This is a genomic window from Escherichia sp. E1130, assembly GCF_005781065.1.
Classification (GTDB): domain Bacteria; phylum Pseudomonadota; class Gammaproteobacteria; order Enterobacterales; family Enterobacteriaceae; genus Escherichia.
The window spans coordinates 78,117-98,049 of sequence record NZ_VATL01000001.1 but is presented as its reverse complement, the minus strand read 5'-3'; the positions used below and the strand labels follow the sequence as shown (position 1 = coordinate 98,049).

Below are 19,933 nucleotides of genomic sequence, written 5' to 3'. Positions count from 1 at the left end.
TTAATATGTACATCAAAGGAGGTTATATGCGAACCTATACCACATCTCAGGCCCGGCAAAATATTGCTGAGGTAATGGAGGCGGCTACGGCTGGCGAGCCTGTAGAAATTACCCGCCGCGATGGCTCTGCCGCTGTGCTTATCAGCCGGGATGATTTCAATGCGTGGCAGGAAGCAAAACTGGATGCTGAATTTGCTGAAATTATGGGGCGACACGGTCGTACCATTAAGGCGCTGGCTGACAGATGAAATGGATCAGCGCTCAGGAGGTGATAGCGTTTCATGATCGTCTGCTTGCAGCTTTGCCCGGCGTTCAGGGGATGCCAGAACCGGGAAGAGCAGAGGCGATCATTTATCGTGTTCAGAACCAGCTTTACTATGAAGGCGTTGAGGATATTCACGAACTCGCTGCGATGTATCTCGTCGCCATTTCGCGTGGTCATATCTTCAATGACGGCAATAAGCGAACCGCCTTTTTCGTTGCGATGGCTTTTTTAAAGCGCAATGGTATTGATATCCGTGATGAAGGTAATGAACTGGAAGAACTGACCGTATCCGCAGCGACGGGTTCATTAAGCAGTGGCGATGTTGCTGCTGTTTTGCGCCGACTATCCATCAATCCCCACTGACATGAGAAGCTGTCTTTTAAAGGCGGCTTTTCTTCCCTCCGGGCCTTCTTTCTCTGTCGCACAATAGTGCACAAATTTGCACAATTTTTTTGATGCTGTTTATGACCTTTCCGCCCTGTGGTGGCGCGGTCTGCCCCCAGATCGGGAAATGCACAAAAAACGAAGCAAATGTCGCGCGCAGGTGACGGGGGAACAGCCCACGCGACGGAGGGTCGGGAGGTGATGCCTTTAATTGCCATTCTCCGGCCTTTTTCGCCTTCTCCGCGCGTTTTCTCACTTCTGGATGTGTTCGGGGTAAAATGCAGATTGCGCCTGCCAGAGTGGCGCTAATGCGCTCTGAGTGAGGGGGGTTAAGGTTGTGCTGAGTGGTGCTCAGGTGGTGGCCGGTCATACGGGAATTGAAAATAACTGAAGGAGAACCGCCGCAGGATGTGCGGCGGGTGGGGCGGGTCACTCGTCTTTGAGTAGAGCGTAGGGATTAAAGCGGATCACTTCCTGACCGAGCCAGTCATTGACGCCCTTCATTGCTTCCATCACGGGCAACATTTCGTTGATGGCGAAGACACGCGCAGCCTTCTCAACATCACCGAGCGATCCGTTGCCTTCCGGCATTGCGCCCATCAGTTGCGGCGGGATGCGGTGAGCGTCGCGCAAATCGTTGCGCGTTGCTGATTTGATGTTAAGAAACTCATCCTTTGCCGATATCTGGCTGAACGGCAACAGTTGCACGCCGTCTTTGCCGCCACCCGGCGCGTGGATCAGCACGTTTTTGAAGGAGCCTTTCCCTCTGGCCTGTGACAGCGTTTTTTGCACCACCTTTATGCTTTCCTGATCCACCTTCTCCGAACCGACATAGAGAATGCATCCGGCATGGGAGCCGTTGTCGTAATAGAGTTTGCGGAATTTATCGGCGGAATGTGACAGGCTGGCGGACAGAAGCGCCCCCATGTATTCCGGCATACCGTAGATTTCCTGATGAATGTCCGGGTTCATGATGTGGCAGACCTCGCCCGCCTTGAACTCATATTCATCTTTCCACTGCCGGATAAACCAGTAGGTATCAAGATCGCTTCCCCGTCGCGTGTTCAGCGCCGGAACATGCTTAAGTTTTAGCGGCTCTCCCAGGCGATTAGACCGACGCTCAAGATAGGCATTGCCGAAGACAAACCAGTCCAGCGCAAACGCAGAGAAGGCCTGCCGCGAGAGTAACGGATGAGGGATATAGCACCCGGTCAGCACATTGCGTTTGAAGTAAAGCGCCGACTGATGCAGTGGGGACTGTGCGAACGCACGGGTTAACCCCTTCCAGTCTATTGGCGTCTCGTAGTACCGGCCGTTATCGACGCAGCACATGCTGTCCAGCAGATCATAGCCGTCTGTTACCGAATATGGCCCGTCAAACGTGAAGGCGCTGAGCGCCGGATCGCTTCTGAGCGCGTCAGAGATATCAGGCTGTCCGGCACTGCCACTGCTGGCGGTGTGTTTGTTTTTGTAGGTGCGCTTCTTCATCAGAACTCCATAGCAAACCCGCCGCTGCCACTCTCCTGGCCCAGCGGTTCGTTAATAATGGCGAGCATATTCGCCCAGGCTAAATCACCGTGGCTGACGCCGCGCGAGCGGTCAGTGTCATAGGTGATGAATCCGCCAGGCGTCTTTACCTTGCGAACAGAGTTAAAGGCGTTGATCAGGGCGCGCTCACTGCGATCATATTCCCAGCGACCGGCGCGGATCAGCTGTAGCATTTTCAGCACCAGGGCGCGCTTTGACGTCATTGACATGGTGTAGGGCATTGCCATCGGGAAGAACTTCTTCACTATCTGGTAAACGGCCTCACCGTTACCGCCCGTCACGTCGATGCCGACATGCTGCACGTTGTATTTGAAGGTGAAGTTTTCGATAACTTTCGCCTGCTCTTCAAATTCAAGGCCGCGCACCTGTTCCGTTTCCACCGTGCGGAATTTACCGCCCGGCACCAGTGGCGGCACCACAACGCAAATCGCGCCGCTGTCACCGTTGCCGCTGCTGCCGTTGGCGTCATAACCTATCCACACCGGGCGGTTACCCATCGGCCTGGACGCAAAAGGTTTCCAGTCCGGCCATTCGTCGTAACCATCTGCCCCGCAGCCAATCAGGGCGTTAAGGTTGAAGGCTGACTCGCCATCGCGCACGAACTCGCACATGTACAGGTTGCGGAATTCATCCTCACTGTTTTCATCCTGAATTTCTTCAAGATCGGTATACTCCCAGCCGTGGTCTATCACATCCTTCAGGGTGACAATCTGACGCCAGGTTTTATCCGGGCATAGCAGGCCGCTGTTCAGCGTTTTCCAGCCCACATCAAACGCTTTGCGCTGTGCCTTCGGGCGTTTCTCATTCCAGCGATCGCCCGTCCAGAACGGGTAAGCCTCATGGGTCTCGCCTGACGGTGTGGAAAAGTAAGTACGTGTCAGCCCCTTCAGCGTTGCCATCGCCCCCGCAACCTTTCGCAGGTTGGTGAAGTTGCTGACCCAGAAGAATTCGTCAAACTTCAGGTTGCCCGTATATGACTGCGCCGTTGCAGCGGACGTGCCGAGGAAATGCAGTTCTGCGCCGTTACTCAGTACGATTTTGTCACCGCCCTTAAGCTCAACGTCCACCTCTTCCGCCATCTTCTGAATGAATCCCCTGAACTGGTGCGCCTGTCGGCGGGATGCAGACAAAAATATCTGGTTGCGCTGGTACGGGTATTTCACATCGTCGCGCAGCGCATCAAGCAACGCCTCGCGTGCAAAGTACCAGGTTGCGCCAATCTGGCGGGACTTCAGTATCATGCGGTTTCGGTGGTGGCGTTGCTCATACCATCCGCGTTGATGCCACGAAAGCGAATCAAGTATTTTCTCCCGCAGCGCGACGATCTGTTCTTCGGTGAAGTGATTTTTCAGCTTGCGCTTGCGCGGCTTTTTGCCCGTGCCAGCCCCTGCCGGTTGTCCGTCAGACAGCTTTTTCAGTTGCCGGGTCAGCAGGTCAATCTCCTTGAAATCTCCCCCGGTCTTGTCTTTTTTGTCCGTAAGCTGGATGAGGCGGGCATCCATAGACTGGCTGACGCGCTGGACGGGTGGCGTTTCATCCCATTCATCGCGTTTCTTCCAGGCGTAAATTGTGTTCTGATTAATCCCCATCAGGCGTGCGATCTCCGCTGGCGGGTAGCCCTGCCAGTAAAGTTGTTTTGCCCTCTGACGTACAAAAGCGTCCTGTATCATCTGCCCTCCACCGTTTATGGAGTGAAGATTACCCCGCGCGCGATCCCGCTATCGCCCCCTTTATGGTCTGGCCCTCCTCCGACAACAAAACCTCGTTGAGACAGCAAGTTACGCTCTGCCATCATGGCCGTACAGAAACCACTCAACAGGATTATCGACATGGCTAGCGCAGCTAAACCAGCCCGTAAGAAATTCCGCGTTGCTGTCTCCGGTGCCACCGTTGACGGGCGTGAGATTCGCCCTGAGCACCTTCGTGATGCAGCAGCAAACTACAGCCCGGACGTGTACGGCGCACGCGTCAACGTGGAGCACTATCTTTCGCCTTTCCCCGGCAGTGATTTCGGCGCTATGGGGGATGTGACGGCGCTGAGTGCTGAAGATATCAGCGAAGGCCCGCTCGCCGGACGCACCGCGCTTTACGCCGAAATTGAACCTTCTGAGCGCATGAAGAAGCTGACGGATGAAGGCAAGAAAATTTACTCCAGCATTGAACTGCACCCGCAGTTTGCGCTTAACGGCAAGGCGTATGTGATGGGGCTGGCGATGACCGATACCCCGGCAAGCCTCGGCACCGAGCGCCTGAAATTTGCCGCGCAGCAGCGTCAGCAGGTTATGTCATTCAACAATCAGCAGGGCGAAGCCCCGCTGTTCACCGATGCCATTGAGGCAGAAATTATCGAACTGGCTGAGCAGCGCAGCGATGAAGGTAAACAGTGGTTCGGGCGCGTCATGGGGATTATCGGCAAAGGCCGTAAATCTGACGGTGAGCAGTTCAGCCAGGTGCGTGACGCCGTGGAGAACGTCGCCCAATCCCATGCCGATCTGCTGGACAGCTTCAACGACCTGAGCCGCGCTCGCGAACAGGACAGCCAGGCCATCCAGAAGCTGACCTCCGATCTTGCCGCGCTGACCAGCAAGCTGGGAAGCACAGACGCCAATTTCAGCCAGCGGGAACCCGCGAGCGGTGGCGCTAACGCGCAACTGGCTGATTACTGATATTCACAAAGAGAGCAGAGAACATGGATAACAATACCCGCCAGCTATTTGATCAGTACATCGCCCGGCAGGCACAGCTCAACGGCGTTTCCACCGCCGCTATTGCTGCAAAATTCGCTGTAGACCCGACGCGTCAGCAGCGCCTGGAGCAGGCCGCACAGGAGAATGATTCCTTCCTGAGCAAAATTAACGTGTTTGGCGTCAACCAGCAGATCGGCCAGAAAGTCCTGATCGGCAGTAAAGGCCCGATGGCTGGCGTAAACAACAGCGTCACCAGTCGTCGCAACCCTGGCTCAAATCATTCAATGGAGCCGTTCGACTACATGTGTCGCAAGGTCAACTATGACTACGGCATCAGTTATGAACAGCTTGATGCGTGGGCGCATATGCCGGAGTTCCAGCCGCTGATCAGCAAGGCAATGGCCCGCCAGATGTCGCTTGACCGCATCATGATTGGCTTTAACGGCGTTAAGTACAGCGATCCGTCTGACCGTGCCGCTAACCCGCTGTTGCAGGACTGTGGCATTGGCTGGCTGGAAAAGATCCGCCAGGAAGCGCCGCACCGCGTCATTTCCAATGTGACGATCACCTCGCGCGATGAAGATAACAAGGTTGTCGCAAAAGGCACCTACGGCAACATTGGCGCTGCGGTGTACGACGCCAAAAACAGCCTGATGGATGAATGGCACAAACGTAACCCGGATAACGTGGTGATTCTGGCGGGCGACCTGCTGACGAGCAGCAATTTCTCAGCCATCAACGCCTTAAGCCAGACCAACCCGAATACCGAAATGCTGGCCGGTCAGTTGATTGTCGCGCAGGAGCGCGTAGGCAATATGCCGACCTTTATCGCGCCTTACTTCCCGGTAAATGGCGTGCTGATCACGCCGTTCAAAAACCTGTCGGTGTACTACCAGCGTGGCGGTCTGCGCCGGACGATCAAAGAAGAGCCGGAATACAACCGTGTCGCAACGTATCAATCTTCAAACGATGACTTCGTCATTGAAGACTACGGCAATGTTGCGTTCATTGACGGCATTCAGTTCGCCCAGGCCGAACCGGCAGGCGAGTGACAGAAGCGGCGGGGCATTGCCCCGCCATGACGGGGAGAAGTGACGATGTTAACACCGGCACAACGACATTTTCAGAAGGTCATGGCAGAACGCCGGGGCCAGGCGGATGAAGAATCCGATATCCAGCGCACCGCGCATGAGCAAATTCTGCATCGCCTGCGTATGGACTTGTCCCGCCTCAGCGGCGTGCAGTCCGAAGAAACCAAAGCCGAAATGAAAAAATCCATGCTGCCTGAATATGAGGGATGGATTGAAGGCACGCTCGACGGCGACAGCGGGCGGCAGGATGAAGTCATTACCAGGCTGATGGTCTGGGCGATTGACTGTCGTGACTATGCGCTTGCGTTGAGGCTGGGGCGCTATGTAGTACGCCACGGGCTGACGTTGCCGGATAACTTCAACCGCACGGCAGCGACCTTCCTGACCGAAGAAATGAGCAAGCCACTGTTGACGCTCGCGGCTGCTGATGCCGACGCTGATTTGTCGTCCGGTATCGCAGTGCTTGACGAAGTGGCGGGAATTGTCGCCGACAGTGATATGCCGGATGTGGTGCGCGCCAAGTTGTGCAAGGCCCGTGCACTTGCCCGCCGCGGTGCGACTGATATCACGACCAAAGTGGAAGCGCTGGCGCTGTTCCGTGAGGCGCTTACGCGCAACCCCAACGCCGGGGTGAAAAAAGAGATTGCCACGCTTGCCCGTGAAGTTAAGAAGCTGTCTGCGGATAGCGGCACGGGTGAAGGAGATACGGCCAGCACCGACAAAACTGACGGTACTGCAGAGCCTGTTCCTGAAAAGACCACCACCGCCAGCGCAGCAGGTAAAGCGACGGCGCGTAAAACCACGACTAAGACGGCAACAGGCAAAGCGATAAAACGCAAGCCTGCCAGCCAGAAAAAGAATTAACGACTTCGGCCCCGTCCGACAGGCGGCGCGGGTGGATATCTGCCCGTTTACGGTCTTTTAACCACCCGCCCACCGCCTGATTTATGGGAGATAAGTGCATGAGCAGCCTTGTGGCTAATAAGCGCGTGTTGCCTGCCGACAGCGATACCCCAGATGTTGATGATGGTGATACCACCGTCAGTGCCGGGGACTTCTGGCCGGTGATTAAACTCGCCGATCTCCGTCTGGCCGCGCGCATCACAGGTGGTATCACCACGTCCAGGCTGATGCACGTCACCACGGAAGCGGTCGCCCATGTCACCTCGCAGTTGCTGGACTGGCGCGCCTGTCAGCTCAAAGCAGGTTTTCAGACTCTGGAAGATGTGCCTTCAGCCCTGCCATCAGGTGAGATGGAAAAGCTGATGATCAATGGTGAAAACGTGAAGGTCTACCGCTTCCTGCGTGCGGTTTATTCGATTGCCAGGGCGCTGGTACTTGAAGGTTATCGCGATGTCGATACCACGGCTAAAGGCGACAAAGACGCCGCCGCGCTTGACCTGCAACGGGATGATCTCTGGCGGGATGCCCGCTGGAGTATTGCCGACATTCGCGACACGCCGCGCCTCTATGCGGAGCTTTGCTGATGAAAGTGAAGGCATTGCAGGGGGATACGGTGGATTTGCTTTGCTGGCGTCACTACGGCACCACCCAGGGCGTGACCGAAAAAGTGTTATCTGCCAATCCCGGACTGAGCCAGCAGGTTTTTCTTGATGCCGGTCAGGAGATTGAACTGCCGGAAATCGCGAGCAAAGCGCAGCGGGAGATGGTGCAGCTTTGGGATTGAGAGGTTGCCATGAGCGACGTACCTACGGGGATGCTGGAACAAACAATGAAATGGATTGCTACATATCTGCCGACGCTCTACGCGGCAGGTGCAGCGTTGAGCATATCGGCGCTGATGAGTCTGTATGACGGCCAGTCAATGCTGAAAACCGCCACCGGTTCACTGGTCTGCGGGATTGTCACGCTGGCGGTTGCCGGATCGCTTGAATATCTGGGCCTGCCATCCAATGCCGTCACCTTCGTGGGTGCGTCAATCGGATTTATGGGGGCTGACAAGGTACGCAACAAAGTGACCGGCTTTATTGAAACCCGTATCGGGGGAGCGAAAGGAAATGAGTGAATTTAAATTCAGTCAGAGAAGTGAAAATAACCTGAAAGGTGTTAACGCTGACCTTGTGAAAATCGTCCGTCGTGCCCTTCAGATTTCAGCCGTCGATTTTGGTATCACCGAAGGGTTGCGCTCTGTTGAGCGGCAAAAACAGCTTGTTGCTGAGGGGAAAAGCCAGACGATGAACAGCAGGCATATTTCAGGCCATGCGGTGGATGTGTTTGCGTACCCCACTCCGGCAGGCTCATGGGACTGGAAATATTACCAGCAGATTTCCGACGCCTTCAAACAGGCAGGCAAAGAGCTGAATATTCCCGTTGAATGGGGCGGCGACTGGAAGACCCTGAAAGATGGGCCGCACTTCCAGCTACCTTATGCGGTTTACCCTGCATGATTCCGGCATGGTTCAGGTCACACTGGCGCGTCCTTCTGGTTGCGCTAATTCTGGGGGGCGCGTTCTTTTCTGGTTCATGGCACGGCACCCGTCAGGCTAATACGGCCTGGGCGCTGAAATGGAAACAGCGTGATGCTGACGATGCTACAGAACTGGCTAAGCGTCAGGTAGAGGCCAGGGAAGAAGAACAACGCCGACAGGGGGAAGTTGATGAGATCAGAAAACAAGCCCGCCAGCAGCTTGCTGGCGTCCAGGCTGATGCCGATCGTGCCCGTGCTGCTTCTCGTGGGCTGCACGACAGGGCCGATAAACTCGCTAAGCAACTGGAAGAACGTGAACGCGCCTGCGGTGCCGGTACTACCGGCAGAGGCGAGACAGAAACCAGCGGAGCCGTATTGCTCGCCGACCTGTTCCGCCGCGCTGACGAGCGAGCGGGAGAGCTGGCAAGAGAGGCTGATGAGGCAAGAGCCAGAGGGCTGGCCTGTGAAGCCGCATACGGTTCAATAGCGACTCCGCCTAAGAGGTAGCGCCATGTTAAAAGCTGATTCACTCCGCGAGACCCTGACCAGCGCTAACAAATGGTGCAGGGCCAACCCTGAAGCCTTCACCGTTTTTGTGGAAGAAGGGAACATCGAGACGACCGGCGAAACACCATCGTTTATGTACCGTTATACCCTGGTGCTGTTTGTGATGAATTTTGCCGGTGATATTGATGATTTCACGTTGCCGTTAATGGCATGGCTCTGGCACAACCAGCCCGATCTGCTGCTGAACCCTGAGAAAAACCGGGACATTAAATTTACGACCCTTATCAACAACGACGATACCGCCGACATTCTTTTTGAAATGCCGCTGCGCGAGCGCGTGAAGGTCACTCTGGATGCAAACGGCATTCCGCGCGCGGAACATTTGCCGGAGCCTAAGCCGCGCATCCCGTCAGCGGACGGTGACTGGAGCGCCATCTTTGAGGATGTGACATGGGAGGCTGACGCCCATGAGTAACGATCTCTTCCGTGAGCTGGATCAGGTCTTCAGCGACATACTGGCGGGCACCTCTCAGGCCGGACGTATTCGCACCGCCCGCGCGGTTGGTCAGGCACTGCGAAAGAGCCAGCAACAGCGCATTAAAGCCCAGCAAAACCCGGAAGGCTCGCCATATCCTGCCCGCCGTCGCCGGGTGCTACGTTCTCAACAGGGCATTGTGTTTGTCTGGCAGGGCGAGATCCGCCGCCTCAAAAACTGGCACGGTGGCCGGGGAAAATACGGGCGAACCATTACCGGCTTTGACGAAGAGCGCAACGATATTCGCACCTTTTACCGCAGCGACATTGAGCGTTACATCGAGATCAATACACGCTCAGTGCGCCGCAGCACCGCAAAGAAAGTGCCGATGTTTCAGAGGCTGCGCAGCTATCGCTTTCTCAAAATGCGCGCTGATGCTGGCGGCACTTCCGTGGGTTATGACGGTGTGGTGGCACGCATTGCGCGTGTGCACCAGTACGGCCAGCGCGATCAGGTCGGGCCGGGTGCCTTTGCTAAATATCCGGTGCGTGAGCTGCTGGGCTTTACCGCTGGCGATGAGCGGATGATTACGGAACAGGTGGTTAACAGCCTGGGGAGTGCCGCACGATGAGCGCTGAACTGATCCGCCTGCTGGAAAATATCCTCCGCGTCGGCGTCGTTATTGCTGTTGATGAAGAGAGCTGGCGCGTGCGCGTGCAAAGCGGCGAGCTTCAGACCGACTGGCTGCGCTGGAACACCACGCGCGCCGGAGCATTCAGTATCTGGGTGCCGCCTTCCGTGGGTGAGCAGGTCTGGCTGGGCTGTATCGGTGGCAACCCTGAAACAGCGGTCATTATCGGCAGTCTCTACAGCAGTGACAACCCTGCGCCGGGCAGCAGCCTGAAAGAGATTGTGCTGACAGCGCCAGACGGAGCCTCTTTCCGCTATGACGCAGAAGCCAGCGCGCTGGAAGCGCAGGGCATGAAGACAGCACATATCAAAGCCTCTGCCAGCGTCACGCTTGAAACACCGATTGTAGAATGTACCGACCATCTGAAAGCGCGGACGTTCGAACTGTCGGAGGGCGGCACGATGAAGGGCAATGTTACCCATTCTGGCGGATCGCTTACGTCTAACGGGGTGACGGTTCATTCGCACGTACATAGTGGTGTGCAGGGTGGCAGCAGCAACACCGGGGGGCCGAAATGACAGTCCGCTATATTGGCATGAACCCGGACGGCACGGGCCAGCTTACCGATACCGATCAGCTGTGGAATTCAGTGCGCGACATACTGACCACGCCGCTGGCAAGCCGGGTGATGCGGCGGGATTATGGCAGCATGATCCCCGATCTGCTGGATGAACCGCAAAACGAAGTGACGCGCCTGCAATGTATGAGTGCGGCGGTGATCGCCCTGACGATGTGGGAGCCGCGTATTGCCCTGAACGGCATCAATATCAGTTATTCAAAGGATGGCGTTGTCACCGCTGAACTGGTCGGCATTATCACCGAAACCATGCAGACGGCAGGCAGTGCGCTGACGCTCAGGAGTGGCAGCAATGGCAACAGTTGATTTATCGCAGCTACCGCAGCCGCAAATTATCGAAGTGCTGGACTTTGAAGTCATTCTCAGCGAGGTCAAAGCCGTCATGCTGGCGGCATTCCCGCAGGAACAGCAGGTTTCTGTTGCCGCCGCGCTGGAGCTGGAATCCGAACCGCTGAACGTGATCGCCCAGGTGGTTGCCTACCGTGAAATGATGCTCAGGCAGCGGATTAATGATGGCGCGGCGGCGTGCATGTTGAGCCATGCCGTATCGTCCGATCTTGATAATCTCGCGGGCAACCTGAACACCGAACGCCTGATCATCAACCCGGAGACGGCAACTACTGACGCGGTAACGGAAAGTGATACCGCACTGCGTTTGCGGGCGCAGGCTGCGTTTGAAGGGCTAAGCGTGGCGGGGCCAACTGGCGCATATGAATATTTTGCCAAAAGTGCCAGCGGCAAAGTGGCGGACGCCAAAGCGATCAGCCCGTCGCCTGCCGTGGTGGTGGTCTCTGTGCTGTCCACCGAAGGCGACGGCACTGCCAGTGCGGAATTGCTGGCGACGGTGGATAAAGCGCTGTCTGCTGACGATAAGCGCCCCGTTGCCGATCGTCTGACCGTTCAGGCAGCGGAGATAGTGAATTATCAGATCAATGCGCTGCTGTATTTCTACCCCGGCCCGGAGTCTGAACCAATCCATACCGCCGCGCAGGACGCGCTTCAGTCCTGGCTGAATCAGCAGGGCAAGATTGGCCGTGACGTTGCCCGCTCAGCCATTATGGCGGCGCTGCATGTTCAGGGCGTGCAGAGGGTAGAACTGCTGGAGCCTGCCAGCGATATTGTGATCGCCGATACGCAGGCGGCGCGGTGTGAGTCCTTCACGATCGAGACTGGGGGCACCGATGAATAACAACATGCTGCCGCCTTCGGCCAGCGGTTTTATGCGCAGTACGGAGAAGGTGACGGAACGGCTTACCGATATTCCTGTTGACCTGCGCAAGCTGTGGAACCCGGACGAATGTCCGGCTGATCTTCTGCCTTATCTCGCCTGGGCGCTGTCTGTTGACCGCTGGGATAAGAACTGGTCAGAACAGACTAAACGGCAGGTGATTAAAGCTTCCTGGCTGGTTCACCGTCAGAAGGGCACCATTTCCGCTTTGCGCCGCGTCGTTGAACCTTTCGGCTTTCTGCTGCGCGTGATCGAGTGGTGGCAAAGCGGCGAAGAACCGGGAACATTCAAGCTTGAAATCGGTATTCAGGAACAGGGGATTACGGAGGAAACCTATCTTGAGCTTGAGCGCCTTATTGACGATGCAAAGCCGAGAAGTCGCCACCTGACTGGCCTGTCCCTTTCGCTTCAGTCGCAGGGGTATATCGAAGTCGGGGCGGGATGTTATATCGGCGATACGCTGACCGTTTACCCTTATTTTCCGGAAACCATATCCGTGGGCGGTGGTGACTACACCGGCGCGGCAGTCCATTTAATTGATACCGTGGAGATCGCAAGTGGCGACTAAATATTTTGCCCTGTTAACCAACATCGGGGCGGCAAAGCTGGCAAACGCCACGGCATTGGGTGCGAAGGTTGAGATCACCCAGATGGCCGTGGGTGATGGCAATGGTGTGCTGCCGACACCGAACCCGGCACAAACCGCGCTGACGCATGAGCTGCGCCGCGCGCAACTGAACATGCTGACTATCGATCCCGTAAACACCAATCAGATTATTGCGGAACAGGTTATACCTGAAGACGTGGGCGGGTGGTGGATCCGTGAGATCGGCCTGTTTGATAAAGACGGCGATATGATTGCGGTTGCCAACTGTGCTGAGACCTACAAACCGCAGTTGCAGGAAGGCAGCGGGCGCGTGCAGGTCATTCGCGTAATCCTGATCGTCAGCAGTACCGAGGCGGTAACGCTGAAAATCGATCCGTCCGTGGTGCTGGCAACCCGTAAATATGTTGATGATGCCGTTATTGAAGTGAAGGCATATGTGGATCAGCAACTGGCCGCACATCTTGCCGCCGCTGACCCGCACCCCCAATATCTCAAAACAGCGGATATTGATAAATATATCCCTGTGGGCTTTCCGCTTCCGTGGCCGCAGGCAACGCCTCCAGAGGGGTGGTTAAAGTGTAACGGCGCAACATTTGATACAGCAAAATATCCGAAGCTGGCAAAAGTTTACTCAACTGGCAAATTGCCAGATCTGCGAGGCGAATTTTTGCGGGGCTGGGATGATGGGCGCGGTGTCAACTCTGGTCGGGGTTTGTTAAGTACAGAATTGGGAATGCTGGAAAAGCACCGACATATTATCGTGGCAAATGAAGGTTACGATACTACGGATGAATGGGATATCGGGGTAATCGTTAAATCAACATACGTGCAAGGGCGAGGGATTGACGCGGCAGCGCCCGGAACTTTGATTGCTTCACCTACGTTGCATACAAAAGGCCGGGTTGGCAATACTGGCGGCGCGGAAACACGCCCACGTAACGTCGCGTTTAACTACATTGTGAGGGCCGCATAATGACGCAGGCAAAATTAAACAGTGAACTTATTGCCACGGTGGCAGGTGAAATCACAGTGTTTAACTACGAGGGCGAGACGCGAGAATACCTTTCTTCATCAGTTGAGTATTTGGCTATAGGAGTAGGTCTTCCCGCAAATTCCTGTACTGACGCCCCGGGCGAGGCTAAAGCCGGTTCGGCTATTTGCCGGACAGCCGATTTGAAAGCGTGGGAATACGTTGCTGATCATCGTGGCGAAACGGTATACAGCACTGAAACAGGTGAAGAGGTTTCCATTACTGCGCCGGGTGATTATCCGGAAAAAACCACTACGCTGGCACCGTCTACGCCATACGATACGTGGAACGGTAGCGAGTGGGTGACGGATACCAAAGCGCAGCACGCGGCGGACGTGGAAGCGGCAGAGCAACAGAAAACAGCGTTATTGAGTGGGGGTCAGGCAACGATCAGTCTCTGGCAGACGGAGCTACAGTTAGGCATTATCAGCGATGAAGATAAAACTAGCCTGATCGTCTGGATGCACTACATCAAAGCCGTGCAGGCGGTGGACACGTCAAAAGCGCCGGATATCATCTGGCCGGATAAGCCGGAATAAGTTTTCATTCCGGCACGTATGGCCGGTTATAACCGTGCTGGCCGTGCGTATCGAGTACAGTCATTTTTAACGGTGCTGTAGCACAGTCAGTTATGGCGGTGTGTTCCGGAAGATAAAGCGGGCAAAGCCCGCTTTAGTTTTATGGGGTGCAGTCAGAACAGGCCCGACAGCGTACTACTGGCAGAATTATAGGCGGACGTGGCTTTATCCTTCAGCCCTGAAAGCAGATCGCCAACAGACGACGCTTGCAGGCGTTCGCGCAGGTCTTCATCGCAGCGCTGGAAGCTGATCGAAAACTCTATTTTTTTCGCCTTTCCGTAGCGGTCAAATTCCGTATGCGTGGCCTGTAGTCCGGTCAGCACATACATCCCGTAAATCTGCCCCGCGCCGCTGATTAAAGGCCACGGACGCCCAGTGTATGCCTGCGTTGCCAGCACGGTAAGAGATACGTCTCCGCCTGTAATTTCAGGGTAGAGCACTCCATCAAGGTTGATCTGCGTCTCACCTGCGCCGATGTACTGCCATTTTGCCGATCGGTTGATGCGATCATTCTTCACATGACGCCAGTTCAGCGAGTGGCGCAGTTGCTGGTAAGGCAGCGTCTTCAGTTCAAAAACGAACATCCCATATATCATCATCATAATGTTGCCTCCCCTTAATCTCTGTCTTTGAAACTGCCGCGATTAAGCCGCGCAAGGCGGGCAATTTCGGCATTCACCGCGTCGGCAGCAATGCGGCCAATTTCGCGCGCGTCCTGCCGGTCAACGCCGTGCAGGTGTACGTGGATTTCTCCCGTAAAGCCGCCAGTGGCAACCGGTATATTGTTGGCGCTGCGGCTGACTGGCGGAAGTTCCGCCTGTTTTACGGGAAGCGATGCCGCCACCACTGCGGGGCGTGCGCTTAACCCGTTGTTCCTGACCGTGCTGGCCAGCTGCGATTCTTTCCATTCCCCACGAACGGCCAGAGCACGCGGCAGGTTTTTAAATACAATATCGCCGGGGCCGATCTTCTTCGTGTTGTCGGCTGTCGCTTTGGTGTTGCTGTCGATGTTCTGCAATCGACGCATAGTGCCGTTATCGCCGGTCAGCGGTGATGTGGGTTGCGGCGTTCCGGGCGGGGGTGTATTCCCGTTATTGTTTTTACCTGATGAGACTGGCGACCAGTTCCATCCCTTTTGCACCATTTTTTTCTGCTGCGGATCCCACTCCCACATAACAGGGTCTTTTTTAAGGCTTTCAGCTTTCAGGCGTGCAGCTTCCAGACCAGAAGGGATAAGGCCGAGTTTTTCCAGTACCCAGCCAATGCCTTCCATGAGGGTTGTCAGAGGTAATAGCAGCAACTGAAGGGCGCTACCCAGGACTTTACCGAATGTTTCCCCTGCTGATGCGCATTTATCAAGGGATTCACGGCTACTTTCCACAGGTGATAAGAGTTTTACAAACCAGTCCCAGACTTCACCAACGACTTTGGCTATTGCTGAGAAGGCCAGCGTCAAAGGGAAAAAGGCATCACGGAAAGGTGCCAGTTGCTGCATAACTCCGCTGAAAAAACCGGTGAAAAAGGCTCTTATCGGCTCCCAGAATCTCCAGATTAGCAATCCGGCAGCGATAAAAGCCGCCGCTATCAGACCAATCGGACTAAGTAGAAGTGAGAGCGCTGCACCCAGTACAGATACTGAGGTCGTGATAATGCTCCATATGGTCGTAAAGCCTGTCAGGCGAAGAGCGAGCATTCCGATGTTTTTGAACAGAGATCCTAATGCAGCCCCTGGGGAAAGAAACGCACCCATAAGACCGGCACGAATGCCGGGCGTGATGATCGATATGCCTCGCAGCTTACTAAGCATTGATGTGAGAACAGGCCCCCAACCGCGCACACTTGCCATTGCCGGGCCGGAAGCTGTTCCGAGCGTTCGTAGGGCGGAGATTGTTCCGGTTGCGCCCCCTGTCAATAGGGTAAAACCTAACTGGAGTTTAGCCAGTGGCCCCATCAGCAGGCCGATCGCCAGCGATGTGCCGCCAATGGCGGCGGTCAGTGCCAGAATGCTGCCGCCGACAACCAGCAGGGATTGAGCGAGCTTCGGATTCTCCTTCGCCCACTGCGTCATATTCCCCACAACATCACTCAGCCCCTGAGTCAGGGCGCGAAGCTGGTTATCGACGAGATCGTTAATCTGGATGCGAAACCCTTCCCATGCGCTGTCCAGATTCTTGAGATCGCCATCAAGGTTATCCGCCATTATTTTGGCGGCTTTCTGTGCCTCACCTTTGGCGTTTTTCAGTGCTTCCAGCAGCTTTTGAAGTTCGCCGCTCCCGGCTGACATAACCAGTGCCTGCAATGACTTTGACGCCTCTTCACCGGCGATATCTTTAAAGAAAGAGAGCTTGTCGGTATCGCCGTACTTGCTGATCTTTTTATAGAGTTCAGTGAGAACCTCTTCAGCAGGGCGCATTTTCCCCGTGGCATCAGCAACGTCTACTCCCAGTTCTTTGAGAGCGGTTTTTGCCCTGCCGGTTGGCGCGGCAAGGCGTGAAAACGCGGCCTGTAATCCTGTCCCGGCGATACTCCCGCGCAGGCCAACGTTTGCCATCACGCCGATCATGGCTGTTGTCTGTTCAACACTGACGCCAAGATTGGAAAGACCTGTCCCGGCGTACTTCATAGCCTCACCGATATTTTGCAGATCGGTGTTGGTACGTGTGAACGCGCCAGTTAATACGTCACTGACGCGATCCATTTCTTTGGGATCGAGGCGGAACTGAGACAGGATGTTTGAGCTGATATCGGCGCTTTCACCTAAATCCATGCCACCGGCCAGTGCCATATTGAGCACGCCGGGCAGTGCTGCCTGAATGGCCTGCGGAGTGAAACCGGCCATAGCGAGAAACGCCTGCCCGCTGGCGGCGTCAGTCGTGGTGAACTGCGTTTCAGCGCCCAGCTTTTTGGCCTGTTCACGAAGTGCTGAAAAGTCTGTTGAGCTTTTATCTATACGGGTCAGCGCCTGCACGCGGGACATTTCCCGGTCAAACCCAACAGCGGGGGATAAGAAGCGTCCCGCTGCGTAACCGGCAGCAGTGGCCCCGGCAACGGCCATCGTGCCACCGCCGCGAAGTTTACCCGCTGTTTGCTGCATCTGGTCATAGCGCGCCCGTGCCTGTGTGACAGCGGCAAGCTGTCGCCGTTCCCGCTCCAGCGTCTGGTTGTACTGTTCGGTTCGACGTATCGCGCTCTGAATGGTGCGATCACTGCCGACCAGTGAAACGCCGTGGCTGCGCAGCGCCTGTGAGGCAGCACGCAGCTTAACCATTTCCTGCGTGCGTGCAGAGTTAAGGCGCTCCAGCTTTGCGGCCAGTGCTGCCATATGTGCTTTTTGCTTGTCTGTAAGCTGTGTACCTTCCCGCTGCGCCTGATTCAGCCCTTCAAGCGTCCGGCTGGCTTCGTCAATTTTGCGAGAGGTCTTTTGTACGCTGTCGCGCAGACGGTTGAACGTGCGGGACTGGCTGTCCAGATCTTTAATGCTGGATTGCGTTTTTTTGAGGGATTCAGACAAACCGCCCGCACTCTGGCGGGCGGCATTGACCGGGCGGGTAAGTTTATCGATCGCGCTGAACGCGACGCGGATATTAAGGCTTTTCACTGTCACTGGCTCCACTTCGGACAGCCGCCCGCTCACGCCAGGCTATGACTTCGCCCAGTTCCATCGTGAAGACTTCAGAGGGCGGCCAGTTGAAAACAACCGCGATATCAGCGACCAGATCGTCGATCAGGTCGAACCGCAGGAGTGTTACTGATTCTCCGTCTCCGCCTCGTTCGATGCTCCAGACCCCGCAGGCGTCAAAAAAGGGACGAGCGCTTCTGACAGGCTGACAAAATCACGGGTATCCATTTCGTTGATCTCGGTTTGTTTGAGGCGCGGTGACGTGACGCGGGTCAGCAATATCGCTACTGAATCCACATCCATATTCATCACGTTAACCAGCTTCAGCCCGCGCAGGGAACCAGCCTGTTTGATCTCATCAGTGATCGTTACCTGAGTAATTTTCTCATCGCCGCGAACAACGGGTTTTGCCAGCGTAATGGCGTTATCGTTTTTTTTGCTCATTGTTGAATACTCCGGGCGGCACGGGTGTGCCGCCACTTATCAGGTTAATCAGTTACCCATTCCCAGCGCAGACGTAATGCGGTCAGGGTAGATATTCTTGCCGTCTTTCTTGTAGATGAAGTTCAGCAGATCAAACTCAAACAACGGCTTATCGTCGATGGTGAGCTTGTAGTAGGTGTTCTTCATCGTGTAGCTGACGGAGGTGTCTTCTCCCTGCTTGCTTTCACCGCCGTCCATTTCGGTGATGCGGCCGCGCAGTTCGACCTCAACCAGCAGGCTTTCACCATCGGTGTAATACTCGCCGGCGAAGCGGAAGCGGGTCTCGTCGATATCGCCGCAGTAGTTCAGCAGAAGCGACTGAACCAGACCGCCAACCACCATCGTGGTATCCAGCGCGCCACTGTCCAGACCGAGATCCACCGCAGCGGATCCAATCATCCCGCCGCCCTGAAAGTCTTCCGTTTTACGTGTCAGCTTTGGCAGCGTCACGGAAGAGACTTTGCCGATGCAGTTGCTGCCGTTCACAAAGCAGGTGAACAGGCGCAGTTTGTGGGGAACCGCCATTTATGCACCTCCCAGCGAAGAGAACGCCGATTCAAAGTATTCATCGGTGAAGGTCTGGTACATCGTCAGATCCTCCATCGGCGGAACCGGCGTATATTTATAGCGAATGCGCACCTGACCCTGTCGAAGCCCGGTTGTCGGGTTATCCAGGATATCAAACCAGCATTCAGCGCCGATTAGCCGCCCCTGCGTCACCAGCGAGCTGAGTTTCCCGCTGATACCGCTCACCACGTCCTTGACGTTCGCTGGGGTAAGCGGTTCGTCAATGGCCTCAAACTGCGCTTCCGCAATGCTGTCAGCCAGAATCTGGGCGGTACGGGTATAAACCTCAAAGATGTAATCTTTGGTATCCGTGACGCGGTTTCCCCAGAACCGGAATCCGTTACGCTTGATGAGCGTCGTGATCTCCTTGTTGTTCAGTTCGTTCGCGTCGCTGTCTTCTGCCTGAAGCGACCAGAAAACATCCTGAGAAATACCCAGCACGTTGTTGACTGATACGTTGGAAAGCGATTTATGCCAGCCCTGATTGTTGTCAATCAGCGCACGCAGGCCGCAGGCATACGCCGGGGCCGGGAAGGTTTCGTTTTCTCCGGTCAGCGGGTTATAGGCGATGAAATCAGGCCAGATAAGCATAAGTTCGCGGTAGGCGAAGGTTGCGCGATAGGTGATGGCTTCCGCCATCGTCTTACAGCCGTAACAACTGGCATAGACAAACGCGCGCAGGTTTTGCGCAATGACGCACAACGCGGAGGTCACTTCTTCCGTGTCGTATCCCGGCACAGCCAGAATGCGCGGACGATAGCCGACCTTCTGTTCTGCCGTCAGGAATGCGTACATGCCGGTATAGCTGCCGTCTTCTGCCGTGCCGCCCATGATAAGCTGTGCCTGCGTTTTACCGCCTTCCTCTTCCGTAGCTGCTGCCACGCGCACAACGATCACCTTCGGGCTGGTCTGGTCAGCGATGGCCTTAAGCGTTTTGTACAGGGAGCCGGTTTTACCCGCCTTACCCAGCACGTTGTTAACCCGCGTCACTAACACGGGGGTATTCAGGGGAAAGGCTTCCGCATCGGCATCATCCGCCACGGCGACGACCCCAATGACATTCGATTCAATGTCATTGATAGCCGCCACAAGGTCGGTATTCTCCCGGATGCGGGCACCATGAAAGCGATCTTCCGCCATAGTTTCCACCATTACGTTATTGAGTTCG

General features: G+C 55.6%; 26 protein-coding genes. 18 read left to right on the top strand and 8 right to left on the bottom strand.

Features of this window, described 5'->3' with window-relative positions:
* Positions 1 to 26 precede the first annotated feature (26 nt).
* Both FEK66_RS00470 and FEK66_RS00465 read left to right on the top strand, forming a co-directional pair.
* A complete protein-coding gene (locus FEK66_RS00470) occupies positions 27 to 248 on the top strand; it encodes a type II toxin-antitoxin system Phd/YefM family antitoxin (RefSeq protein WP_006117881.1) in 222 nt (73 codons plus the stop codon).
* Positions 245 to 628 carry a type II toxin-antitoxin system death-on-curing family toxin gene (locus FEK66_RS00465; RefSeq protein WP_006117882.1) on the top strand — a complete coding sequence of 128 codons (384 nt, stop codon included), beginning with the start codon at positions 245 to 247 and terminating at the stop codon, positions 626 to 628. The genes FEK66_RS00470 and FEK66_RS00465 overlap by 4 nt, the downstream gene beginning before the upstream one ends.
* A gap of 450 nt (positions 629 to 1,078) precedes the next feature.
* On the opposite strand, the gene FEK66_RS00455 is transcribed toward FEK66_RS00465, so the two are convergent.
* Both FEK66_RS00455 and FEK66_RS00450 read right to left on the bottom strand, forming a co-directional pair.
* A complete protein-coding gene (locus FEK66_RS00455) occupies positions 1,079 to 2,137 on the bottom strand; it encodes a phage portal protein (RefSeq protein ID WP_078001914.1) in 1,059 nt (352 codons plus the stop codon).
* The gene (locus FEK66_RS00450) at positions 2,137 to 3,867 is read right to left on the bottom strand and encodes a terminase family protein (protein WP_097755674.1); all 1,731 of its coding nucleotides are present in this window, start codon (positions 3,865 to 3,867) and stop codon (positions 2,137 to 2,139) included. Before FEK66_RS00450 ends, FEK66_RS00455 begins: the two co-directional genes overlap by 1 nt.
* A 159-nt stretch (positions 3,868 to 4,026) precedes the next feature.
* Between FEK66_RS00450 and FEK66_RS00445 the strand changes: the two genes are divergently transcribed.
* From FEK66_RS00445 to FEK66_RS00370, 16 genes are all read left to right on the top strand, one after another.
* On the top strand, positions 4,027 to 4,863 hold the full coding sequence (locus FEK66_RS00445; protein ID WP_135495391.1) for a GPO family capsid scaffolding protein: 837 nt from the start codon (positions 4,027 to 4,029) through the stop codon (positions 4,861 to 4,863).
* Between the two features lie 23 nt (positions 4,864 to 4,886).
* Entirely contained in the window at positions 4,887 to 5,936 is a 1,050-nt protein-coding gene (locus tag FEK66_RS00440) for a phage major capsid protein, P2 family (RefSeq protein ID WP_109536489.1), read from the top strand.
* A 45-nt stretch (positions 5,937 to 5,981) separates the two neighbouring features.
* Positions 5,982 to 6,839, top strand: a complete 858-nt coding sequence (gpM, locus tag FEK66_RS00435; RefSeq protein WP_135495390.1) for a phage terminase small subunit — start codon at positions 5,982 to 5,984, stop codon at positions 6,837 to 6,839.
* 98 nt (positions 6,840 to 6,937) lie between these two features.
* Complete coding sequence (locus FEK66_RS00430) at positions 6,938 to 7,462, top strand: head completion/stabilization protein (RefSeq protein ID WP_135495389.1); 525 nt, start codon at positions 6,938 to 6,940, stop codon at positions 7,460 to 7,462.
* A complete protein-coding gene (locus FEK66_RS00425) occupies positions 7,462 to 7,662 on the top strand; it encodes a tail protein X (RefSeq protein ID WP_058651652.1) in 201 nt (66 codons plus the stop codon). Before FEK66_RS00430 ends, FEK66_RS00425 begins: the two co-directional genes overlap by 1 nt.
* Positions 7,663 to 7,671: 9 nt before the next feature.
* On the top strand, positions 7,672 to 8,001 hold the full coding sequence (locus FEK66_RS00420; protein ID WP_001514729.1) for a phage holin, lambda family: 330 nt from the start codon (positions 7,672 to 7,674) through the stop codon (positions 7,999 to 8,001).
* Positions 7,994 to 8,383 (top strand): M15 family metallopeptidase, encoded by a 390-nt coding sequence (locus tag FEK66_RS00415; RefSeq protein ID WP_109536486.1) that lies wholly within the window; start codon positions 7,994 to 7,996, stop codon positions 8,381 to 8,383. The genes FEK66_RS00420 and FEK66_RS00415 overlap by 8 nt, the downstream gene beginning before the upstream one ends.
* The gene (locus FEK66_RS00410) at positions 8,380 to 8,910 is read left to right on the top strand and encodes a DUF2514 domain-containing protein (RefSeq protein WP_135495388.1); all 531 of its coding nucleotides are present in this window, start codon (positions 8,380 to 8,382) and stop codon (positions 8,908 to 8,910) included. Before FEK66_RS00415 ends, FEK66_RS00410 begins: the two co-directional genes overlap by 4 nt.
* A 4-nt stretch (positions 8,911 to 8,914) precedes the next feature.
* On the top strand, positions 8,915 to 9,385 hold the full coding sequence (locus FEK66_RS00405; protein ID WP_135495387.1) for a phage tail protein: 471 nt from the start codon (positions 8,915 to 8,917) through the stop codon (positions 9,383 to 9,385).
* Positions 9,378 to 10,016 (top strand): phage virion morphogenesis protein, encoded by a 639-nt coding sequence (locus FEK66_RS00400; RefSeq protein WP_135495386.1) that lies wholly within the window; start codon positions 9,378 to 9,380, stop codon positions 10,014 to 10,016. The genes FEK66_RS00405 and FEK66_RS00400 overlap by 8 nt, the downstream gene beginning before the upstream one ends.
* On the top strand, positions 10,013 to 10,594 hold the full coding sequence (locus tag FEK66_RS00395) for a phage baseplate assembly protein V (RefSeq protein WP_135495385.1): 582 nt from the start codon (positions 10,013 to 10,015) through the stop codon (positions 10,592 to 10,594). Before FEK66_RS00400 ends, FEK66_RS00395 begins: the two co-directional genes overlap by 4 nt.
* Positions 10,591 to 10,959: a GPW/gp25 family protein gene (locus FEK66_RS00390; protein ID WP_135495384.1), complete on the top strand. Its 369-nt coding sequence runs from the start codon at positions 10,591 to 10,593 to the stop codon at positions 10,957 to 10,959. Before FEK66_RS00395 ends, FEK66_RS00390 begins: the two co-directional genes overlap by 4 nt.
* Positions 10,946 to 11,842 carry a baseplate J/gp47 family protein gene (locus FEK66_RS00385; RefSeq protein WP_135495383.1) on the top strand — a complete coding sequence of 299 codons (897 nt, stop codon included), beginning with the start codon at positions 10,946 to 10,948 and terminating at the stop codon, positions 11,840 to 11,842. The genes FEK66_RS00390 and FEK66_RS00385 overlap by 14 nt, the downstream gene beginning before the upstream one ends.
* Positions 11,835 to 12,449 carry a phage tail protein I gene (locus tag FEK66_RS00380; RefSeq protein WP_135495382.1) on the top strand — a complete coding sequence of 205 codons (615 nt, stop codon included), beginning with the start codon at positions 11,835 to 11,837 and terminating at the stop codon, positions 12,447 to 12,449. The genes FEK66_RS00385 and FEK66_RS00380 overlap by 8 nt, the downstream gene beginning before the upstream one ends.
* Positions 12,439 to 13,461: a phage tail protein gene (locus FEK66_RS00375; protein ID WP_135495381.1), complete on the top strand. Its 1,023-nt coding sequence runs from the start codon at positions 12,439 to 12,441 to the stop codon at positions 13,459 to 13,461. The genes FEK66_RS00380 and FEK66_RS00375 overlap by 11 nt, the downstream gene beginning before the upstream one ends.
* Entirely contained in the window at positions 13,461 to 14,057 is a 597-nt protein-coding gene (locus FEK66_RS00370; protein WP_135495380.1) for a tail fiber assembly protein, read from the top strand. The genes FEK66_RS00375 and FEK66_RS00370 overlap by 1 nt, the downstream gene beginning before the upstream one ends.
* A gap of 152 nt (positions 14,058 to 14,209) precedes the next feature.
* Here the strand turns inward: FEK66_RS00370 and FEK66_RS00365 are convergent, their stop codons facing one another.
* Genes FEK66_RS00365 through FEK66_RS00340 form a run of 6 tightly spaced genes read right to left on the bottom strand, consistent with a single transcriptional unit; the run spans position 14,210 to position 19,905 of the window.
* The gene (locus FEK66_RS00365; RefSeq protein ID WP_014072465.1) at positions 14,210 to 14,698 is read right to left on the bottom strand and encodes a phage tail protein; all 489 of its coding nucleotides are present in this window, start codon (positions 14,696 to 14,698) and stop codon (positions 14,210 to 14,212) included.
* Between the two features lie 14 nt (positions 14,699 to 14,712).
* Complete coding sequence (locus FEK66_RS00360; protein WP_138211388.1) at positions 14,713 to 17,694, bottom strand: phage tail tape measure protein; 2,982 nt, start codon at positions 17,692 to 17,694, stop codon at positions 14,713 to 14,715.
* A complete protein-coding gene (locus FEK66_RS00355; protein WP_032424037.1) occupies positions 17,681 to 17,836 on the bottom strand; it encodes a GpE family phage tail protein in 156 nt (51 codons plus the stop codon). The genes FEK66_RS00360 and FEK66_RS00355 overlap by 14 nt, the downstream gene beginning before the upstream one ends.
* A gap of 5 nt (positions 17,837 to 17,841) precedes the next feature.
* Positions 17,842 to 18,159, bottom strand: a complete 318-nt coding sequence (locus FEK66_RS00350) for a phage tail assembly protein (RefSeq protein WP_135495379.1) — start codon at positions 18,157 to 18,159, stop codon at positions 17,842 to 17,844.
* Positions 18,160 to 18,207: 48 nt separating this feature from the next.
* On the bottom strand, positions 18,208 to 18,723 hold the full coding sequence (locus FEK66_RS00345; RefSeq protein ID WP_006117904.1) for a phage major tail tube protein: 516 nt from the start codon (positions 18,721 to 18,723) through the stop codon (positions 18,208 to 18,210).
* Entirely contained in the window at positions 18,724 to 19,905 is a 1,182-nt protein-coding gene (locus FEK66_RS00340; protein WP_135495450.1) for a phage tail sheath family protein, read from the bottom strand.
* Positions 19,906 to 19,933: the final 28 nt, after the last annotated feature.

What these genes read in the sequence shown, in the direction of transcription:
- FEK66_RS00455 (WP_078001914.1), bottom strand. Translation starts at nt 2,137, where the DNA reads ATGAAGAAGCGCACCTACAAAAACAAACACACCGCCAGCAGTGGCAGT.
- FEK66_RS00340 (WP_135495450.1), bottom strand. Translation starts at nt 19,905, where the DNA reads ATGGCGGAAGATCGCTTTCATGGTGCCCGCATCCGGGAGAATACCGAC.
- FEK66_RS00465 (WP_006117882.1), top strand. Translation starts at nt 245, where the DNA reads ATGAAATGGATCAGCGCTCAGGAGGTGATAGCGTTTCATGATCGTCTG.
- FEK66_RS00420 (WP_001514729.1), top strand. Translation starts at nt 7,672, where the DNA reads ATGAGCGACGTACCTACGGGGATGCTGGAACAAACAATGAAATGGATT.
- FEK66_RS00385 (WP_135495383.1), top strand. Translation starts at nt 10,946, where the DNA reads ATGGCAACAGTTGATTTATCGCAGCTACCGCAGCCGCAAATTATCGAA.
- FEK66_RS00430 (WP_135495389.1), top strand. Translation starts at nt 6,938, where the DNA reads ATGAGCAGCCTTGTGGCTAATAAGCGCGTGTTGCCTGCCGACAGCGAT.
- FEK66_RS00410 (WP_135495388.1), top strand. Translation starts at nt 8,380, where the DNA reads ATGATTCCGGCATGGTTCAGGTCACACTGGCGCGTCCTTCTGGTTGCG.
- FEK66_RS00425 (WP_058651652.1), top strand. Translation starts at nt 7,462, where the DNA reads ATGAAAGTGAAGGCATTGCAGGGGGATACGGTGGATTTGCTTTGCTGG.
- FEK66_RS00395 (WP_135495385.1), top strand. Translation starts at nt 10,013, where the DNA reads ATGAGCGCTGAACTGATCCGCCTGCTGGAAAATATCCTCCGCGTCGGC.
- FEK66_RS00415 (WP_109536486.1), top strand. Translation starts at nt 7,994, where the DNA reads ATGAGTGAATTTAAATTCAGTCAGAGAAGTGAAAATAACCTGAAAGGT.
- FEK66_RS00390 (WP_135495384.1), top strand. Translation starts at nt 10,591, where the DNA reads ATGACAGTCCGCTATATTGGCATGAACCCGGACGGCACGGGCCAGCTT.
- gpM (WP_135495390.1), top strand. Translation starts at nt 5,982, where the DNA reads ATGTTAACACCGGCACAACGACATTTTCAGAAGGTCATGGCAGAACGC.
- FEK66_RS00450 (WP_097755674.1), bottom strand. Translation starts at nt 3,867, where the DNA reads ATGATACAGGACGCTTTTGTACGTCAGAGGGCAAAACAACTTTACTGG.
- FEK66_RS00440 (WP_109536489.1), top strand. Translation starts at nt 4,887, where the DNA reads ATGGATAACAATACCCGCCAGCTATTTGATCAGTACATCGCCCGGCAG.
- FEK66_RS00470 (WP_006117881.1), top strand. Translation starts at nt 27, where the DNA reads ATGCGAACCTATACCACATCTCAGGCCCGGCAAAATATTGCTGAGGTA.
- FEK66_RS00405 (WP_135495387.1), top strand. Translation starts at nt 8,915, where the DNA reads ATGTTAAAAGCTGATTCACTCCGCGAGACCCTGACCAGCGCTAACAAA.
- FEK66_RS00370 (WP_135495380.1), top strand. Translation starts at nt 13,461, where the DNA reads ATGACGCAGGCAAAATTAAACAGTGAACTTATTGCCACGGTGGCAGGT.
- FEK66_RS00445 (WP_135495391.1), top strand. Translation starts at nt 4,027, where the DNA reads ATGGCTAGCGCAGCTAAACCAGCCCGTAAGAAATTCCGCGTTGCTGTC.
- FEK66_RS00345 (WP_006117904.1), bottom strand. Translation starts at nt 18,723, where the DNA reads ATGGCGGTTCCCCACAAACTGCGCCTGTTCACCTGCTTTGTGAACGGC.
- FEK66_RS00380 (WP_135495382.1), top strand. Translation starts at nt 11,835, where the DNA reads ATGAATAACAACATGCTGCCGCCTTCGGCCAGCGGTTTTATGCGCAGT.
- FEK66_RS00365 (WP_014072465.1), bottom strand. Translation starts at nt 14,698, where the DNA reads ATGATGATGATATATGGGATGTTCGTTTTTGAACTGAAGACGCTGCCT.
- FEK66_RS00400 (WP_135495386.1), top strand. Translation starts at nt 9,378, where the DNA reads ATGAGTAACGATCTCTTCCGTGAGCTGGATCAGGTCTTCAGCGACATA.
- FEK66_RS00350 (WP_135495379.1), bottom strand. Translation starts at nt 18,159, where the DNA reads ATGAGCAAAAAAAACGATAACGCCATTACGCTGGCAAAACCCGTTGTT.